The organism is Streptomyces sp. NPDC107498 (assembly GCF_055582805.1).
The window spans coordinates 17673-35075 of record NZ_JBVJPE010000038.1 but is presented as its reverse complement, the minus strand read 5'-3'; the positions used below and the strand labels follow the sequence as shown (position 1 = coordinate 35075).

Genomic DNA, 17403 nt, shown 5'->3' with positions numbered 1-17403 from the left:
TCGTTTCCGACTCTATCAGATCTTTCCGACCCGATTTCCTCGGCGCTTTCCGGTCCCGTTCTCTTTCGCTCCGGGCCCTTCCGGCGATTCCGACTTTATCAGATTCATTTCGGCCGACCTAATCGGTGGCTTTCGTGATTCGAATAAGAATCGGGATGACTCCGTGGAATCGAATTCCCTGCCGGAGTGAGTGAGACCCTACCCGGCCGCTGCCGAACTGTCCAGTTCCAGGCAACCGTTTGAATCTACCTCCCCGCAGCCGCTGTGTCAACAGCTTTCGCGGGCACCGGAGGAGACTAGCAGCTCGGGAGGGGCCGACGCACATCAGGCGGCGGTGGGGAGGGCCGCGCTGCGGTCGGGCTCTTCCAGGTCGCCGGTGTCGCCGGCCCGGGCGGCGCGGCCGCCGAGCACGTACACGTACGTGAGGAAGGCCAGCTCGGCGGCGACGCCGATGGTGATGCGGGCCCAGGTGGGGAGGCCCGAGGGGGTGACGAAGCCTTCGAGCAGGCCCGAGACGAAGAGGACCAGGGCCAGGCCGATCGCCATGCCGACGGCCGCGCGGCCCTGTTCCGCCAGGGCGGCGCGGCGGGTCCTGGGGCCCGGGTCGACGACGGTCCAGCCGAGGCGGAGGCCCGTACCGGCGGCCACGAAGACGGCGGTCAGTTCGAGCAGGCCGTGGGGAAGGATCAGGCCGAGGAAGACGTCGAGGCGGCCGGCGGAGGACATCAGGCCGATGCCGACGCCGAGGTTCAGCATGTTCAGGAAGAGGATCCAGAGCACCGGGACGCCCAGGAACGCGCCCAGGACCAGGCACATGGCCGCCGCCTGGGCGTTGTTCGTCCAGACCTGGGCGGCGAAGGAGGCCGCCGGGTGGCTGGAGTAGTACGTCTCGTACTGGCCGCCGGGGCGGGTCATCTCGCGGAGGTCGGTGGAGGCGCCGATCGAGGCCTGGACCTCCGGGTGCGTACCGATCCACCAGCCGATGAGCACCGCGAGCAGGGTGGAGAGGACGGCCGTGGGGATCCACCAGCGGCGGGAGCGGTAGACCGCGGCGGGGAAGCCGGCCGTGAGGAAGCGGGCGGCGTCGCGCCAGGAGGAGCGGCGGGTGCCGGTGACGGTGGCGCGGGCGCGGGCCACGAGCTGGGTGAGCCGGGCCGTGAGCACGGGGTCCGGGGTGCTCGACCGGACGATGGAGAGGTGGGTGGCCGTGCGCTGGTAGAGCGCGACGAGCTCGTCGGCCTCGGCGCCGGTGAGCTTGCCGCCCCGGCGCAGGAGGTGATCGAGGCGTTCCCACTCGGCGCGGTGGGCGGTCACGTAGACGTCGAGGTCCATGATCGACTGCTGCTCCAGGCACTGGCTGCGGACGGGTCCGTACTACTGCGGCGCGCTGCGGGTCAGCTTGGCAGACTGGCGTTCGGAGGGGCCGGGAAGGTCGGAGAAGGGTGGGTGCCGTGAGTGGTCTGGTGACGGGCGACGCGGTCGTCCTGGGGTTGCAGCCGGCTCGGCTGCCGAGTCGGGCGCTCGCGGTGCTCATCGACCTGGTGGCGGTGTGGGCGGCGTATCTGCTGATCACGCTGGGGCTCGCGGTCGCCACGGCGTCGCTGGACGGGGCGGCGGTGATGGCGGTGTCCGTCGCGTCCTTCCTGCTGGTGCTCGTCGGGGCGCCGATCGCGGTGGAGACGCTGTCGCACGGGCGGTCGCTGGGGAAGCTGGCCTGTGGGCTGCGGGTGGTCCGGGACGACGGGGGGCCGATCCGGTTCCGGCACGCGCTGGTCCGGGGTGCGATGGGTGTCGTGGAGATCCTGATGACCTTCGGGGTCGTCGCCGTCGTCGCTTCGCTGGTGTCCGAGCGGGGGCGGCGGCTCGGGGACGTCTTCGCGGGGACCCTGGTGGTGCGGGAGCGGATACCCGCGGCGCGGGTTCTGGCCGTACCTCCGCCGCCGCCGTGGCTGGTGGGGCGGTTCGCCGGGCTCGACCTCTCGGCGGTGCCGGAGGCGCTGTGGCTGGAGGTGCGCCAGTACCTGACGCGCTCGCGCGAGCTGGACCCGGTGGTGGGGCGCCTGCTGGCGGAGCGGCTGGCCGACGAGCTGGTGGCGCGGACCGGTGCGCCTCCACCGGCGGGGGTGCCGGCCGATGCCTTTCTGGCGGGGGTGGTGGCCGAGCGGCGGGCGCGGGACGCCCGGCGTGCGTTCGCCCCGTCCGCCGCCGGGGCGGTGGTACCCGGTGCTGTCCCCTCGCCGCCCGTTCCGGCCGCCTCGGTGGCCGATGTCCCGGTCGTCGGTTCCCCGGTCTCCCCGGTCGTCGATCCCCCGCTTGTCGGTCCCCCGGTCGTCGCTCCTCCCGTCGATGGGTCGGCGGTGGAGGCCGGGGCTCGGCCCACCGGGTTCGCTCCGCCGGCCTGAGGGGTCGGTCACCTGAGGGGTCGGTCAGGGGAAGACCGAGGGCGGGGTTTCGAGGGCTTCGAGTTCGATGCCGGGGGCGGCGAGGACCACGTCGCCGGCGATGTGGACGGTGTGGCGTTCGCCCGTGTCCAGGGCGTTGACCTGGTACTCGTCCACCATCAGGGGGCCGTTGTCAGTGGCGTGCGCTTCACTTCTCAGCAGGACCCAGGACTGGTCGACCGTGAGGGGGGCGAGCACCGGGTCCGTGAAGGCGACGAGCCTGACACGGGTCTCGGGGGAATCGGGGGTGAGGCGCAGGAGTCGCGTGAGGGCGACGAGGAACGCCGGGGACGTGCCGGTGAAGGCGTGGGCGCGCACATTGCCTTCGGTGGCGTGGGTTCCGGTCGGGTCCGTGCGGACCCAGGTGACGCCGTCGAGGGCCGCGCCGCGGACCTGCCAGCTCGCGGCGTGCAGTTCGAGGCGGATGGGGCGGCCGAGTTCGTCGACGGCCAGGTCGACGGAGCCCCGGTGGTCGCCGGAGGGGGTGGTGATCTGCGAGACGTAGCGCCAGCCGGAGGGGCCGGGCGCGCAGTGGAAGTGTTCTTCACCGAGGGGGGTGTGATCGTGCGGGTCATGGAGCGAATAACGGCCGCGGGGCATGGGGTGGTCCTCGGGAGGGGCGCTTCCTGGAAGCGGTAGCGGGCCGGACGGGGCAGGCCCCCCGGCACGGGGGTGCGGGGGGCCTGCCTGAGTCCTCTACGGGTGTCCGGGACGGCGCCGCGTCAGCGCGCGGGCGCCGCCGGCCGGGGCATCAGTAGCGGTAGTGGTCCGGCTTGAAGGGGCCCTCGACCTCGACGCCGATGTAGGCGGCCTGCTCGGGGCGGAGGGTCGTCAGCTTGACGCCGAGCGCGTCCAGGTGGAGGCGGGCGACCTTCTCGTCGAGGTGCTTCGGCAGCACGTAGACGTCGGTCGGGTACTCCTGCGGCTTGGTGAAGAGCTCGATCTGGGCCAGGGTCTGGTCCGCGAAGGAGTTCGACATCACGAAGGACGGGTGGCCGGTCGCGTTGCCGAGGTTCAGCAGGCGGCCCTCGGAGAGGACGATGAGGACCTTGCCGTCGGGGTACGTCCAGGTGTGGACCTGCGGCTTGACCTCGTCCTTGACGATGCCCGGGGTCTTGGCGAGGCCGGCCATGTCGATCTCGTTGTCGAAGTGGCCGATGTTGCCGACGATGGCCTGGTGCTTCATCTTGGCCATGTCGGCGGCCATGATGATGTCCTTGTTGCCGGTGGTGGTGATGAAGATGTCGGCGGTCTCGACGACCTCGTCGAGGGTCGTGACCTGGTAGCCGTCCATCGCCGCCTGGAGCGCGCAGATCGGGTCGATCTCGGTGACGATGACGCGGGCGCCCTGGCCGCGGAGGGACTCGGCGCAGCCCTTGCCGACGTCGCCGTAGCCGCAGACGACGGCGGTCTTGCCGCCGATGAGGACGTCGGTGGCGCGGTTGATGCCGTCGATGAGGGAGTGGCGGCAGCCGTACTTGTTGTCGAACTTCGACTTCGTCACGGCGTCGTTCACGTTGATCGCCGGGAAGAGCAGCGAGCCGGCCTGGTGCATCTCGTACAGGCGGTGGACGCCGGTGGTGGTCTCCTCGGTGACGCCGCGGATCTCGGACGCCAGCTGGGTCCACTTCTGCGGGTTCTCGCCGAGGGTGCGGTTGAGGAGGCGGAGGATGTGGCCGTACTCCTCGCTGTCCGCGGTGGACGGGTCCGGGGCGGAGCCGGCCTTCTCGAACTCGACGCCCTTGTGGACGAGGAGGGTGGCGTCGCCGCCGTCGTCCAGGATCATGTTCGGGCCGCCGGTGGGCGAGTTCGGCCAGGTCAGGGCCTGCTCGGTGCACCACCAGTACTCCTCCAGGGTCTCGCCCTTCCAGGCGAAGACCGGAACGCCCTGGGGGTTCTCCGGGGTGCCGTTCGGGCCGACGGCGATGGCCGCGGCCGCGTGGTCCTGGGTGGAGAAGATGTTGCAGGAGGCCCAGCGGACCTCGGCGCCGAGGGCGACCAGGGTCTCGATGAGGACGGCGGTCTGCACGGTCATGTGCAGGGAGCCGGTGACGCGGGCGCCGGCGAGCGGCTGCTGCTCGGCGTACTCGCGGCGGATCGACATCAGGCCGGGCATCTCGTGCTCGGCGAGGGTGATCTCCTTGCGGCCGAAGGCGGCCAGGGAGAGGTCGGCGACCTTGAAGTCCTGGTGGGCGGCAGTCGTCATGACTGGGCTGCTCCTCGTGTGTGCGAGTGCGAGGGTCGATTGAGGCGCCTGGCACCGCGGCAAGGCACCCTGGGCACACGAATGCCCGGGCGCTTCCTCGGTGCCGTCGTCGGAGGCCCTCTCTCCCTCGGCCGGTCCGCGGACCGCCCGACCGCCATCAGCAGCGACGTCTGGCTGGTCACGAATCTACACCGATCGGCGCGGCGGGCCACAGTCCGCATCGGACGCACCGGGCCCCCGGGGCGTGTGTCCCGGGGGCCCGGCGCGGGTGGGGCGTGCTCGCCCGCGGGGGTTCAGTGGCCGGTGCCGCCGGGGGTCTTGGCCGGGTTGTCGCCCGCCGAGGCGGCCGTCTCGCTGTAGATGTCGGGCTCCAGGTAGATGACCCGGGCGATCGGGACGGCGGCGCGGATGCGCGCCTCGGCGGCGTTGATGGCGTTCGCGACCTCGGTGGCCGTGTCGTCGTGCTGGACGGCGATCTTGGCGGCGACGAGGAGTTCCTCGGGGCCGAGGTGGAGGGTGCGCATGTGGATGAGGCGGGTGACGGTCTCGCCGTCGACGACGGCCGCCTCGATCTTCCTGACCTGGTCGGTGCCGGCGGCCTCGCCGAGGAGCAGCGACTTGGTCTCGGCGGCGAGGACGATCGCGATGAGGACGAGGAGGACGCCGATGCAGACGGTGCCGATGCCGTCCCAGACCCCGTCGTCGGTCGCCAGGGCGAGGCCGACGCCGCCGAGGGCGAGGACGAGGCCGACGAGGGCGCCGAAGTCCTCCAGGAGGACGACCGGGAGCTCGGGTGCCTTGGCGCGGCGGATGAAGTCCTTCCAGGACAGGCCGCCGCGGATCTGGTTGGACTCCTTGATGGCGGTGCGGAAGGAGAAGCTCTCGGCGACGATCGCGAAGACCAGGACGCCGACCGGCCAGTACCAGGCCTCGATGGGGTGCGGGTGCTTGATCTTCTCGTAGCCCTCGTAGATGGCGAACATGCCACCGACGGAGAAGAGCACGATGGAGACGAGGAAGGCGTAGATGTACCGCTCGCGGCCGTAGCCGAAGGGGTGCTGCGGGGTGGCCTCGCGCTGGGCCTTCTTGCCGCCGAGGAGCAGCAGGCCCTGGTTGCCGGAGTCGGCGAGCGAGTGGACGCTCTCGGCGAGCATCGACGACGAACCACTGAAGAGGAACGCCACGAACTTGGCTACGGCGATCGCGAGGTTGGCGGCGAGTGCCGCCACGATCGCCCTGGTTCCGCCTGACGCGCTCATGGGTGTACGTGGTCCCTTCGTCGATGCTCCGGCTCGATCGCCGCGGTTCGGCCGGTCATTGTCGCATCAGGCCACGACGGTCGCCCGGAAGACGGTCCCCGCTCCGGTCAGCTCGGTGGTCTCGCCCGTCGGTACGAAGACGGACTCGCCGGGGCGGAGGTCGACCTCGCCGGCCCGGGTGCGGCCCGCGACGGCGAGCAGGATCTGCGGGGTGGGGGCGGTGACGTCGGTCGGCGCGGCGCCTTCCGCGCGGACGAACCGGGAGAGGCGGAACTCGTCGGTCGGGGTCTCGTAGACCTCCTCGCCGGAGGGGGAGGCCTCGGGGCGCAGGACGGCCGGGTCGTTCGGTTCGAAACGGACGATCCGGAGGAGTTCGGGGACGTCGACGTGCTTGGGGGTGAGGCCGCAGCGGAGCACGTTGTCGGAGTTGGCCATGATCTCGACGCCGAGGCCGTCGAGGTAGGCGTGCGGGACGCCCGCGCCGAGGTAGAGGGCCTCGCCGGGCTGGAGCCGGACGCGGTGGAGCAGCATGGCGGCGATGACGCCGGGGTCGCTGGGGTAGTGGTGGGCCAGGAGCGCGTACGGGGCGTGGTCGCCGCCGAGGCGGTCGGCGGCGGCATGGGCCTCGGCGACGGTGTGCGCCATCTCCTCGCGGTCGGCGGTGAGCAGGGCCGTCAGGACCTCGCGGAGCGCGGCCTCCTCGGGGTGGGCGTGGAGGAGGTCCACGTACGGCTTGAGGGAGTCGACGCCGAGCGCGGCGATGAGGTCGGCGGCCTCGACCGGGTCGCGGAAGCCGCACAGGCCGTCGAAGGGGGTGAGGGCGCAGATCAGCTCGGGCTTGTGGTTGGCGTCCTTGTACGTGCGGTGCGGGGCGTCGACGGGGATGCCGGCGGCCTCCTCGGCCGCGTACCCGGCCTTGGCCTGGGCCAGGTCGGGGTGGACCTGGAGGGAGAGCGGGGCGCCCGCGGCGAGCAGCTTCAGGAGGAACGGGAGCCGCGGTCCGAACTTCTCGACGGCCCGCTCCCCCAGTTCGCGTACGGGGTCGGCGGCGATGAGCTCGTTCAGCGCGCCGCGCCCGGTGCGGGAGGGGGCACCGGGGTGGGCGCCCATCCACATCTCGGCCTGGGGCTCGCCCGTGGGGGCGGTGCCGAGCAGTTCCGGGATGGCCGTCGTGGATCCCCAGGCGTAGGGACGGACGGTGTTGACGAGGCGGTCCATGGTGCCTGCCAGCTCCTCGGGGCGGTGACGGATGGTGAGGGTGTCGGAAGACAGGTGACAGGGGGCGGGTGACGGGCGGGTGTCGGAGAGGGGGGCGCGGGGGTGACGGGGTGGTGGCCGGGGTCCGGTGACCGGCGGGGGGCTGGTGGCCGGGGCCGGGAGCCAGGGTCCTGGTGGTTCACCGGCGCCTGGGCGGGTGGGGGCGGTGCCGGCGGGGGTCGAGCGGGGGCTGGGTCCGGTGGGGGCGGGCGAGCGCCGGTGGTGGCGGCGTCGGCGGGCGCTTCGGGTGGGCTAGTGCGGGGTGCGGCCCGGGGTGGCCAGGGCGAGGTACACCGCCGCGAAGTCCGTCACCGCGAGCAGCTCGGCGAGGGTCTCCAGGTCGTCGCCCTCCTCCGGCTCCAGCTCGCTGATGGCGGTCTCGTGGCCGAGGGCCAGCTCGCGGGCGGCCGGGGCCGCGGTGAGTCCCCCCGCCGGGCGGTCGCGGAGCAGGACCACGCGCGCGCGGAGCGCCTGCGGCTCCTCCACGCGGTCGCGGAAGAAGTCGTCCGGGTCCGCGCCCGCCGCGTAGTCGCCCGCGAGGAGGACGCCGTGGGCCGGCAGTGCCTCGGGGAGCTCCGCGGCGAGCGCGGGCAGACCGGCGAGTTCGGCGAGGACGGCGGCGAAGCGGCGGCCCGCCGGGCCCGCGGCGTTGCCCTCGGTCCAGATGAGCGGGAGCGAGTCCGCGAGCTCGGCGGCGAGCGTCTTCGCCGGGTTGCTGTACGTGGCGATGGCCGGGCCGCACCGCTCCGCCGTGCGGTCGAGGCGGTCGGCGACCTTCTCCAGGGCCTCCGGCGGTGCCTCGATGAGGCCCACGCGGTCCAGGAGCGCGAGCAACGGGGTGAACAGGGCCCAGAGGGCGCCCGGGCTGGCCGCGATGTTCTCGGCGTACTCGTCGGGCGTCTCGTTCGGGGCGATCGCCATCGGGACGAACAGGCCGTGCGAGCCGCTGACCGTCTCGGCGAGCGGGGAGGCCTTCGGGGCGACGGCGACGACCGTGATCCCGCGGCGGTACGCCTGCTCGGCGAGGAGGGCGAGGCCCGGTTCGCCTCCGTCGGTGGTCGGGAGCAGCAGCAGGTCCACCGACCCCGCCCAGCCCGGCAGGGCCCAGCGCAGGGCGCCCGCGGCGGGGGCGACGCCGGTCGGCTGGAGCCGTACGACGGGGGCGGCGGCTCCGGCGAGCGCGCCGATCAGGTCCGCGACGCCGGCGGCGGCGGTGCCGGGGCCCGCGACGAGGACGGCGCGGGGGCGGCCCTCGGGGCGGAGCTCCGCGATGCCGGCCTCGGTGGCGTGGCGGGCGGCGGTCCGTACCCGGGCGCCGGCTTCGGCGGCGCCGCGGAGGAGGCCGCGGCGGTCGGCCAGGGCGAGGTCGTCCGGGGCGTCGAGGAGGGTCTCGTCGAGCATGTGCGGTGCCTCCCGGGTGGACGGGGTGGGTACGGGGGCCCGTGCGGGGCCGTGGGGTGCGGGGTGCGGTGGCGCGCCCGCCGGGCCTCCCGGGAGGGTGGTTCCGTACCGCTCGGGAACTCCGTGCCGCGGGGAAGGTCTCTTGGTACCGGTCTGCCCGTGGCGGTGCGGGGTCGGGCACGGAAGCCCCCGGCCCGGCGGGGGCGTCGGCCCGTGGGCCCGCTCGTCCCGGGCCCTCGGCTTCGTTCGAGCGGGGCCCCCGCCGTCCTGCGGGACGACCGCCCGCACGGGAGGGGGCGGGGCTCCCGGGGGATCGCCGCGCTACGCCGGCTTGCGGGCCTCGTCGACGAGGAGGACCGGGATGTCGTCGCGGACCGGGTAGGCGAGGCCGCAGTCGGGGCTCGTGCAGACCAGCTCGGGGGTCTCGTCCGCCGTGCGGTCGTTCAGCGGAGCGTGGCAGGCCGGGCAGGCCAGGATCTCCAGGAGGCCGGCTTCGAGCGGCATGGGGTGTCCCTTCGAACAGACGGATCGGGCCAGGTCAGCCTACCGCCGGGGAACGGGGCGCGCCCCGTTCCCCGGCGGGACGGCGGGGTCAGTCGGTCGCCCGGACCAGGCCGAGGACCTCGTCGCGGACCTCGGCCATGGTGGCCTCGTCGCGGGCCTCGACGTTGAGGCGGAGCAGCGGCTCCGTGTTGGAGGCGCGGAGGTTGAACCACCAGTCCGCCGCCGTCACGGTCAGGCCGTCGAGCTCGTCGAAGGTGATGCCCTCGGCGTCCTCGTACGTCGCCCTCACCTTGGCCGTGCTCGCCGCCTGGTCGGCCACCGTCGAGTTGATCTCGCCCGAGGAGGCGTACCGGTCGTAGACGGAGACCAGGTCGGACAGGGTGCCCTCCTGGCCGCCCAGGGCCGCGAGGACGTGGAGCGCGGCGAGCATGCCGGTGTCCGCGTTCCAGAAGTCCTTGAAGTAGTAGTGCGCCGAGTGCTCGCCGCCGAAGATCGCTCCGGTCTTCGCCATCTCCTCCTTGATGAAGGAGTGGCCGACGCGGGTGCGGACCGGCTCGCCGCCCTGCTCGCGGACGACCTCCGGCACCGACCAGGAGGTGATCAGGTTGTGGATGACCGTCCCGCCGGGGTGCTTGGCGAGTTCGCGCGCGGCGACGAGGGCCGTGATCGCGGACGGGGAGACCGGCTCGCCGCGCTCGTCGACGACGAAGCAGCGGTCGGCGTCGCCGTCGAAGGCGAGGCCGAGGTCGGCGCCCTCGGCGACGACCCGGGCCTGGAGGTCGACGATGTTCTTCGGGTCGAGCGGGTTCGCCTCGTGGTTCGGGAAGGTGCCGTCCAGCTCGAAGTACATCGGGATCGTCGTCAGCGGGAGGCCTTCGAAGACCGTCGGGACCGTGTGGCCGCCCATGCCGTTGCCCGCGTCGACGACCACCTTGAGGGGGCGGATCGCGGTGAGGTCGACCAGGTTCCTGAGGTGGGCGGCGTAGTCCGCGAGGGTGTCGCGCTCGGAGACGGTGCCCTGCTTCGCCGCCGGCTCCGGGGCGCCCTTCTCCGACCACTCCTCGGCGAGGGCGCGGATGTCGGCGAGGCCGGTGTCCTGGCCGACGGGGGCGGCGCCGGCGCGGCACATCTTGATGCCGTTGTACCGGGCCGGGTTGTGGGAGGCGGTGAACATGGCGCCGGGCAGCCCGAGGCTGCCGGAGGCGAAGTACAGCTGGTCCGTGGAGCAGAGCCCGATGAGGGTGACGTCGGCGCCGAGGCGGGCCGCGCCGCGCGCGAAGGCGGCCGCGAGGCCCGGCGACGAGGGGCGCATGTCGTGGCCGACGACGATCGCGTCCGCGTCCGTCACCCGTACGAAAGCGGCGCCGAAGAGTTCGGCGAGCGTTTCGTCCCACTGGTCGGGTACGACTCCGCGGATGTCGTACGCCTTCACGATCTGCGACAGATCGGCAGTCACGGATCCACCCTCCTGAGTGCTCTCCACGCGTGTGCGGGCGCGTGTACGGAACGCCAAAACTACCCGGAGACCGGAGGGGAGGGGTCGACGGGACGCGGCAGGTGGCCGGTTGCCGTCAGTTGTCGGGGGAACGGAGCACCCTGAGGTGTCCGCGGCGCCCGACCTCCATGGGGTCGCCGCCGCGGCCTCCGCCGGGCTTGCCGCCGGCCCCGGCCGCGCGCTCCTGGGGGCGGGCCGCCTCCCGGACCGCGTTGGCCAGCGCTTCGAGGTCGTCACCGCTGGGACGGGCGGGGGCGGAGCCGTCGGAGAGACGCACCACCTCCCAGCCGCGCGGGGCGGTGAGGCGGTCGCTGTGCTCGGCGCACAGGTCGTAGCAGTGGGGCTCGGCGTAGGTGGCGAGCGGGCCGAGGACCGCAGTCGAGTCGGCATAGACGTACGTCAGTGTCGCGACGGCAGGGCGGCCGCACGCGGTGCGCGAACAGCGACGTACAGGGCTCACGACGTTGGACGGTACCGCACTCTTGAGCGGGCCGCGACGACTCTCCCTCAGGTCACTCCACCGTGTCGCGGTGTGACCTCCGACACCCCCCTTCGGGTGACGGTGGCTCTGACCTGCGAGGGAGGGGGCCCAAGGGACGGGGGGCAGGGGGATATCCGGACACCTTGGGATACAAATCCGGTCAACCAGGGCCAGATGGCCGATCGTGACGGGCCGTCGAATCGGGCGTGAGCCCGGTCGGAATGTTCAGGTTTCGACAAGGGCGCGGCGGGAGCGCGGCGGAGGACGGGCGCTCCGGGGAAGTCGCGCGGCCACTCCGGGGAAGTCGACGAGGATGCGCCACGGTGCGGTGGGGCTGATGGGGGTTACGCTGCGTCAGTGATGGACAGTCCTGTGCCGCCGAGCCCCTCGCACGGTCCCGTGGAGCCTCCGGCGGAGCCTCGGGTCCGCCGCCGCGACCGGCACGGCCGCGGGATGCGGGGACCTGTCGCGCCGCCGCAGGTGCCGCTCTCCGCGAGCCGGGCCGATACCTTCCGCGATCTCGTCCTCGACTCGGTGGAGCGCCTGGAGCGGCGCTGGCCGCAGTTGGCGGACGTCGACTTCATGGTGATGGAGGTGCCGCCGCCGGTGTCCGGCGAGACGGTGCCGCTGGGCGGTGCGCTGCCCGCCGAGAAGAACGAGCCCGCGCGGGTGGTCGTCTATCGGCGGCCGGTCGAGATCCGCTCGAAGAGCCGGGACGAGCGGGCGGTGCTGGTCCACGAGGTGGTGGTGGAGCAGGTCGCCGAGCTCCTCGGGCTCTCGCCCGAGTCCGTCGATCCCCGGTACGGGCAGGACTGAGCCCGCGCTTCCCCCGTACGGGGGCGCCTCCCGGGCGGGGTCCGGGGAGGGGCGACCGCCCGCGACGGGTCCCTCAGTCCAGTACCCCCAGGTCCTGGTGGGCCGTCGGGAGCTCCACCGTGCCCCGGTCGTCGACGAAGGTCTGGACGGTGAACATCGGGGTGCCGTCCTCCGGGAGGGCGAGCGTCCGCGCGGCGTGGACCGTGCCGCCGGAGACGGGTTCGACGGTCAGCGCGTAGGAGCCCTTGAGGCCCTCGGGGACGAGGTCGGTCAGGACCGCCGTCGTGCCCCCCTTGACGGTGACGGTCCTCGACACCGGCGTGCCCCCCTCGGAACCGGCCGAGGCGGTGACCTTGACCCGGGCGTCCGCGCCGGGGGCGGTCAGGGAGAGCGTCGAGGCCTTGGCGCGGTTGTCGGCGACCGTCGCGCGGGCGGAGACGGCCGCGGTCGCCGGGACGAACGCGATCTCGGTGTTCGCGCCCTTGCCGCGCACGACCTGGAGGGCCGCCACGACCGGGGCCGGCTTCTTCGGGTCGCTCGGGGTGAGCAGCAGGGAGCCCACCGCGCCCCGGGTGAGGTCCGGCAGGTCGACGGAGGCCGTCATCCCGGACTTCACGTGGAGCGCGCCGCCGCCCGCCGGGACGATCGTGCCGGTCGCGGTGACCAGCTGGACCTTGAGGTCGGCGTCGTCGTCGCCGGGGGCGAGGGCCACGAGCCGCACCGAGGTGGCGTCGGCCGGGATGCCGGGGAGCACGGCGGTGCTCGCCGGGTCGGCGGCCGGGGCGATCCAGTCGCTGCCGAGCTTGTCGTCGGCCACGGCGACGGCGGCGCCGACGCGCCCGCTGCGGGTGGTGACGTGGACGGTGACGTCCCGCCGGCCGCTCTCGCTCGTGAGGGTGGAGAGGAGCACCGGGACGGTGGAGTGGGCGGGGACCGGGATGCCCTCGGTGAACTGGGACTTGAGGACGCCCTCGGGGCCGTACAGCTCGATGTCGGCGACGGCGGCCGTGTCGTCCGGGTTGGTGAGGTGGACGTAGTCCTGGCGGTCCTCGGCGGTGGAGGCGGCCGGGAACCAGAAGTCGGTGTCGGGGGCGCCGCAGCCGAGGCCGAGGAGGCCGCGCGCCCCGCCCGCCGGGACGACGGTGGTCTGCTGGACGGTCCAGCCGGGGGCCAGGGCGCCGGTCGCGGAGCCGGTGAGGGCGGGGACGGAGCCGCCCTCCGCCTCGGCGGTGACGGGCTTGCCGGGGGCGGTGACGGTGGCCGGGGCCTTGGGGGGCTTCGGCTTCCCGCCGGTCTTGCCGGTGCCGTCCGCGGGCGTCGCGTTCGGGGCGGTCCGCAGGAGGGCGGTGGGCTGCTCGGTCTTGTCCGGGGTGCCCTCCGCCGCGCCCGCGCCGGTGCCCGCCGGGGTGTACGAGGTGTAGAGCGTCTCGGCCACCTCGGAGGTGCTGGGGGCCGGGCAGACGAGGCCGACGCGCTCCACCGGCAGGCGGGTGGTGGCCTTCGCCCCGGGGGCGGCGGTGCCGTCCGGGGCGGTGAGGGCCGCGAAGCCGGTGACGGCGGCGAGGGCCGTGGCGCCCGCGATCAGGGAGAGGGTCGTGCGCTTCACTGGTTGCTGCTCCCGTCGGGACGCTGCTCGGTCTCGTGGCCCTGGGGGTATCCGTAGCCGTAGCCGTACGGGTCGTACTGCTGGGGCTGCTGCGGGTCGTACTGCTGGGGCTGCTGCGGGTCGTACTGCTGGGGCTGGGGCTGCTGCGGGTCGTACGCCTGCGGCTGCTCATAGCCCTGCTGCTCGTACGCCTGCTGCTCGTATCCCTGCTGGGGGTACGCGTACGGCTGCTGCTGGTACGGGTCGGCCGCGTAGTCCTGGTAGTAGCCCTGGTCCGCGTACGGCTGGGTCCCCGGCTGCTCCTGGGCCCGCTGGGCGGGGGCCTGGGCGTAGGCCGGGTCGTGGCCGGCGTCCCATTCCCGCTCCTGGTTCCCGGGCTCGTAGGACGGCTGCTCCGGGATCGGGGCGGGTTCGCTCCCCGGAGGCGCCGGGAACTCCGGGGACTCGGGGGTCGCGGCGGCCTCGGCCTCCGCGGCGGCGCGCAGGCGGCGGGCGCGGCGGCCGTCGCCCTCGGTCGCCTGGGCGGGGATCGCGAGCTCCTCCTCGGGGAGGTCGTCGTCGATCTCGCGCCGCCGCCCGGGCAGGGCGAGGACCAGCAGGACGAGGGCGAGACCGGCCTGGGCCCAGATCCACGCGGTGTGGCCGAGCGGCTCGTCGTACGTGAGGTCGAGGCGGCCGCCCCCGGCGGGGAGCTCGAAGCCCTGGGCCCAGCCGTCGACGGTGGTCCGCGTCAGCTCCTTGCCGTCGAGGGTGGCGGTCCAGCCGTCGGCGGCGCGGTCGGCGAGGCGCAGGACGCGGCCGGCGGGACCGGCGGGGAGCCGGGTGTGCGCCTCGACGGGGCCGGCGGCGACGGCGACCGGCTCGGCGGTCTCCTGCGCCTTCTCGGCGTCCCCGGGCTTGGCGGCGGGCGGGACGACCATCACGCGGGCGATCTCGCGGTCGACGCGCCAGAGCGCGCTGCCGTCGAGCTGGCTGAGGCGGCTGAGGCCGGGCGTGGAGTCGAGGACGCGGCTCATCTGGCGCGGTGCTCCGTCCCGTACGAGGACGTAGCGGATGGCGTAGCCGCTGAGCTCCTGGGTCTGGTCGGCGCCGGAGCCGGCGACGAGGCGGGCGACGACCGCGTCGAGGCGGGGGTCGTCCTCGGCGGCCGCGGTGAGTTCGGCGTCGCCGAGGCGGGCGCCGGAGCCGCGGACCAGGGTGTAGGCGACGTCGCCGGGCGCGCCGGCGCCCAGGACGAGGGTGCGGGGCTGGTCGCGGGTGCCGCTCTCCTCGGCGACGAAGGCCGGGACCTGGACCGGGTCGCGGCGGGTCAGCGGGCCGTCGGCGCCGCCGATCATCCAGCCGACGGCGGCGGCGGCCGGGCCGAGGGCGCAGGCGAGGGCGATGAGGGCGGCGACGGGCTGGCGCCAGCCGAAGCCGTGGGCGGCGACGCGGGTGCGGCCGCCCTCGGCTCCGATCATGCCGGCGGCGATGAGGGCGGCGCCGTACACGAGGGTGGCGGGGCCGGCCCAGCCGGTGCCGCCCGCTCCGTTGGACAGGACGGCGAAGAGGAGTCCGGCGAGGGCGGCGGCCCAGGCCGTGCGGACGGCGGGCTGCCGCTCCTCGCGCAGCAGTCCGGCCAGGCCGGCGAGGACGAGGCCGATCAGGAGCGGGCCGCCGGTGGTGCCGGGGCCGCCCGGGCTGGTGCCGAGCAGGTCGAGCGCGGTGGCCGTGCCCGTGCGGACGTCGACGCCGGCCTCGCGCAGGAAGGCGCCGGGGTCGGTGAGGAGGGTGAGCGACCAGGGCGCGAGGACGAGCAGCGGGGTGCCGACGGCGGCCAGGAAGCGCAGCCCGTACGCGGTGAGGTCGGAGCGGCGCACGGCGAGCACGCCGAGGCCGAGGAGGACGGCGAGCGGCCAGACGACCGGGGTGAACGCCGTCGCGCAGGTGAGCAGGAACGCGTACGCCCAGGTGGCGCGCCAGCTGCCCCGGTCGGGCCGGTTGAAGCCGTGGGCGGCGACGGCGGCGCGGGCGATCAGCGGGAGCAGGACCGCGAGGACGGCGGTGCCGAGCCGGCCGGCGGCGAGGGCCCCGGTGGCGGCGGGCAGGAAGGCGTACGCGACGGCGCCCCAGGCGCGCAGCAGCCGGGACTCGACGATGCCGCGGGCGGCGAAGTACGCGGTGAAGCCGGCGAGCGGGACCGAGCAGACGAGCAGCAGGGTCAGCGCGGTGGAGGTGGAGCCGAGGAACAGCGCGGAGAGCGCGGCCAGGACGGCGAGGTAGGGCGGGGCGGTCTGGGTGCCGCCGGTGCCGAGGGCGTGCCAGGCGTCGGCGTACCGCGACCAGAGGTCGGAGACGGTGTCGGGGGCGGGCAGCAGGGCACCGCCGGCCAGGGAGCCGCCGGCGAACAGGTTGCGGCAGGCGACCAGGGAGACGAGGAGGAGCAGGGCGAAGAGGATCGGACCGGGCTTGCGGGCGATCTTCTTGAGCCGGGCGAACTGCTCGATCTCCAGGTAGTCGGCGTCGTCGCCGCCGGGGCCCGACTCGACGACGCCGTGGCGGGAGCCGCCGGTGTCGGCCTCGGAGCCGCCGAAGTGGGAGGCGATCTGCTCGACGGTGGCGCGGACGGTGGCGCCGGGCGGCGGGAAGAGGGACCGGAACTCCCCGTCGGGGACGGCCGGGTTCCTGCGGCGCTTGCGGGCGGCGAGGATCTTCTCGGGGCGCAGCAGGGTCGCGAGGAGGCCCATGACCTCGTCGACCGCCTGGACCGGGGCCTTGCCGACGAGGTAGGCGAGGGTGCGGAGCAGGGTGCTGAGGACGATCCGCACCAGGACGTACGGGAGGGCGCGGCCGCGGGTGTTGGCGAGGAGGGTGTGGACGGCGCCGGCCTTGTCGACGCGGTGCGGGTTGGCGGCGGTGCGGCCGGCGCAGTCGACGGTGCGGCGCTCGCGGGCGGAGGCCTCGGCGTGGCGCAGGACGGCGTCGGGGGCGACGAGGACGTGGTGGCCCGCGGAGTGCGCGCGCCAGCACAGGTCGACGTCGTCGCGCATGAGGGGCAGGCGCCGGTCGAAGCCGCCGAGGCCCTCGAAGACGTCGCGGCGGACCAGCATGCCGGCGGTGGAGACGGAGAGGACGGAGCGGACCTGGTCGTGCTGGCCCTGGTCCTGCTCGCGGCGGTCGAGCCCGGTCCAGCGGCGGCCGCTGCGGGCGATGCTCACGCCGGCTTCGAGGAGCTGCTTCCGGTCGTACCAGCCGCGCAGCTTGGGGCCGATGACGGCGGCTTCCGCGTCGGACTCGGCGACGCGCAGGAGTTCGGCGAGGGCGCCGGGCTCGGGAGCGCAGTCGTCGTGGAGGAGCCAGAGCCACTGGACCGGTTCGCCGTGCGGGAGTTCGGGGAGGTCGTACGCCTCGTCGTTCCAGGTCCGGCTGACGGGGTCCCAGCCGCTGGGGCGCTTCAGGTAGGGCAGGTCCTCGGGTCCGAGCAGGGGCGCGGTGCGGGCGGCCTCCTCGACGGCGGCTCCGAAGCCGGTGCGGCGCGCGAGGTGCAGGACGCGGTCGGCGCCGATGGCGTCGGCGACGAGCTGCGCCGAGTCGTCGGCGCTGCCGGTGTCGGCCGCCACCACGTTCTGCACGGGGCGCTCCTGGGCGAGCAGCCCGGCGAGCGCGTCGGGCAGCCAGCGGGCGCCGTCGTGGGTGACGAGCACGGCGGTGACGACGTGTCGCGGAAACTCAGGAGTTGAGGACATCGAGCTACGGGCCCTCCGGCCGGGGTCGCCCGCGGGGGGCGTGGGGAGCGTCTCGGACGGAGGCCCACACTAACGGCTGCACGCGGAGCGGTCCGCCGCCCTGTGGACAGACCCGTGCGGGACGGCTTCGTCACGGACACGGCGTACCGGACACGCGGAGCACCGGACACGCGGAACGGTCCGCCGCCTGTGGATGGTGCACAGGGGGCGGA

Annotated in this window: 13 protein-coding genes; 2 read left to right on the top strand and 11 right to left on the bottom strand. The window is 74.3% G+C overall.

The annotated features are described in order from the left end of the window. Window positions 1-324: 324 nt before the first annotated feature. Complete coding sequence (locus tag ACZ66Z_RS35500) at window positions 325-1332, bottom strand: stage II sporulation protein M (protein ID WP_469940017.1); 1008 nt, start codon at window positions 1330-1332, stop codon at window positions 325-327. 119 nt (window positions 1333-1451) lie between these two features. Between ACZ66Z_RS35500 and ACZ66Z_RS35495 the strand changes: the two genes are divergently transcribed. Next, a complete protein-coding gene (locus ACZ66Z_RS35495; protein ID WP_469940016.1) occupies window positions 1452-2402 on the top strand; it encodes an RDD family protein in 951 nt (316 codons plus the stop codon). Window positions 2403-2426: 24 nt separating this feature from the next. On the opposite strand, the gene ACZ66Z_RS35490 is transcribed toward ACZ66Z_RS35495, so the two are convergent. The 8 genes from ACZ66Z_RS35490 to ACZ66Z_RS35455 all read right to left on the bottom strand — a co-directional run bounded on the left by ACZ66Z_RS35490 (window position 2427) and on the right by ACZ66Z_RS35455 (window position 11074). Continuing rightward, window positions 2427-3041 carry a hypothetical protein gene (locus tag ACZ66Z_RS35490; protein WP_469940015.1) on the bottom strand — a complete coding sequence of 205 codons (615 nt, stop codon included), beginning with the start codon at window positions 3039-3041 and terminating at the stop codon, window positions 2427-2429. 151 nt (window positions 3042-3192) lie between these two features. Then, window positions 3193-4647: an adenosylhomocysteinase gene (ahcY, locus tag ACZ66Z_RS35485; protein WP_469940013.1), complete on the bottom strand. Its 1455-nt coding sequence runs from the start codon at window positions 4645-4647 to the stop codon at window positions 3193-3195. Between the two features lie 293 nt (window positions 4648-4940). Beyond that, complete coding sequence (locus ACZ66Z_RS35480) at window positions 4941-5906, bottom strand: cation diffusion facilitator family transporter (RefSeq protein ID WP_469940011.1); 966 nt, start codon at window positions 5904-5906, stop codon at window positions 4941-4943. A gap of 66 nt (window positions 5907-5972) precedes the next feature. Beyond that, window positions 5973-7124 carry a mannose-6-phosphate isomerase, class I gene (gene manA / locus ACZ66Z_RS35475; RefSeq protein ID WP_469940009.1) on the bottom strand — a complete coding sequence of 384 codons (1152 nt, stop codon included), beginning with the start codon at window positions 7122-7124 and terminating at the stop codon, window positions 5973-5975. A 291-nt stretch (window positions 7125-7415) separates the two neighbouring features. Beyond that, window positions 7416-8564 carry an SIS domain-containing protein gene (locus tag ACZ66Z_RS35470; protein WP_469940008.1) on the bottom strand — a complete coding sequence of 383 codons (1149 nt, stop codon included), beginning with the start codon at window positions 8562-8564 and terminating at the stop codon, window positions 7416-7418. Window positions 8565-8885: 321 nt separating this feature from the next. After that, on the bottom strand, window positions 8886-9068 hold the full coding sequence (locus tag ACZ66Z_RS35465) for a Trm112 family protein (protein ID WP_469940007.1): 183 nt from the start codon (window positions 9066-9068) through the stop codon (window positions 8886-8888). Window positions 9069-9156: 88 nt separating this feature from the next. After that, complete coding sequence (locus tag ACZ66Z_RS35460) at window positions 9157-10524, bottom strand: phosphomannomutase/phosphoglucomutase (protein WP_469940006.1); 1368 nt, start codon at window positions 10522-10524, stop codon at window positions 9157-9159. A gap of 115 nt (window positions 10525-10639) precedes the next feature. Continuing rightward, window positions 10640-11074: a DUF3499 domain-containing protein gene (locus ACZ66Z_RS35455; RefSeq protein ID WP_469940018.1), complete on the bottom strand. Its 435-nt coding sequence runs from the start codon at window positions 11072-11074 to the stop codon at window positions 10640-10642. Between the two features lie 330 nt (window positions 11075-11404). Here ACZ66Z_RS35455 and ACZ66Z_RS35450 point away from each other — a divergent pair, with 330 nt between their 5' ends. Further along, complete coding sequence (locus tag ACZ66Z_RS35450; RefSeq protein ID WP_469940005.1) at window positions 11405-11860, top strand: metallopeptidase family protein; 456 nt, start codon at window positions 11405-11407, stop codon at window positions 11858-11860. Window positions 11861-11933: 73 nt separating this feature from the next. Here ACZ66Z_RS35450 and ACZ66Z_RS35445 read toward each other — a convergent pair whose 3' ends face one another. Next, window positions 11934-13466 (bottom strand): DUF5719 family protein, encoded by a 1533-nt coding sequence (locus ACZ66Z_RS35445; protein ID WP_469940003.1) that lies wholly within the window; start codon window positions 13464-13466, stop codon window positions 11934-11936. Further along, window positions 13463-17191 carry a glycosyltransferase family 2 protein gene (locus tag ACZ66Z_RS35440; RefSeq protein ID WP_469940001.1) on the bottom strand — a complete coding sequence of 1243 codons (3729 nt, stop codon included), beginning with the start codon at window positions 17189-17191 and terminating at the stop codon, window positions 13463-13465. Before ACZ66Z_RS35440 ends, ACZ66Z_RS35445 begins: the two co-directional genes overlap by 4 nt. Window positions 17192-17403 lie beyond the last annotated feature (212 nt).

Excerpts from the sequence above, each read along its gene's own strand:
- ACZ66Z_RS35500 (WP_469940017.1), bottom strand. The coding sequence starts at position 1,332 with ATGGACCTCGACGTCTACGTGACCGCCCACCGCGCCGAGTGGGAACGC.
- ACZ66Z_RS35490 (WP_469940015.1), bottom strand. The coding sequence starts at position 3,041 with ATGCCCCGCGGCCGTTATTCGCTCCATGACCCGCACGATCACACCCCC.
- ahcY (WP_469940013.1), bottom strand. The coding sequence starts at position 4,647 with ATGACGACTGCCGCCCACCAGGACTTCAAGGTCGCCGACCTCTCCCTG.
- ACZ66Z_RS35480 (WP_469940011.1), bottom strand. The coding sequence starts at position 5,906 with ATGAGCGCGTCAGGCGGAACCAGGGCGATCGTGGCGGCACTCGCCGCC.
- manA (WP_469940009.1), bottom strand. The coding sequence starts at position 7,124 with ATGGACCGCCTCGTCAACACCGTCCGTCCCTACGCCTGGGGATCCACG.
- ACZ66Z_RS35470 (WP_469940008.1), bottom strand. The coding sequence starts at position 8,564 with ATGCTCGACGAGACCCTCCTCGACGCCCCGGACGACCTCGCCCTGGCC.
- ACZ66Z_RS35465 (WP_469940007.1), bottom strand. The coding sequence starts at position 9,068 with ATGCCGCTCGAAGCCGGCCTCCTGGAGATCCTGGCCTGCCCGGCCTGC.
- ACZ66Z_RS35450 (WP_469940005.1), top strand. The coding sequence starts at position 11,405 with ATGGACAGTCCTGTGCCGCCGAGCCCCTCGCACGGTCCCGTGGAGCCT.
- ACZ66Z_RS35440 (WP_469940001.1), bottom strand. The coding sequence starts at position 17,191 with ATGTCCTCAACTCCTGAGTTTCCGCGACACGTCGTCACCGCCGTGCTC.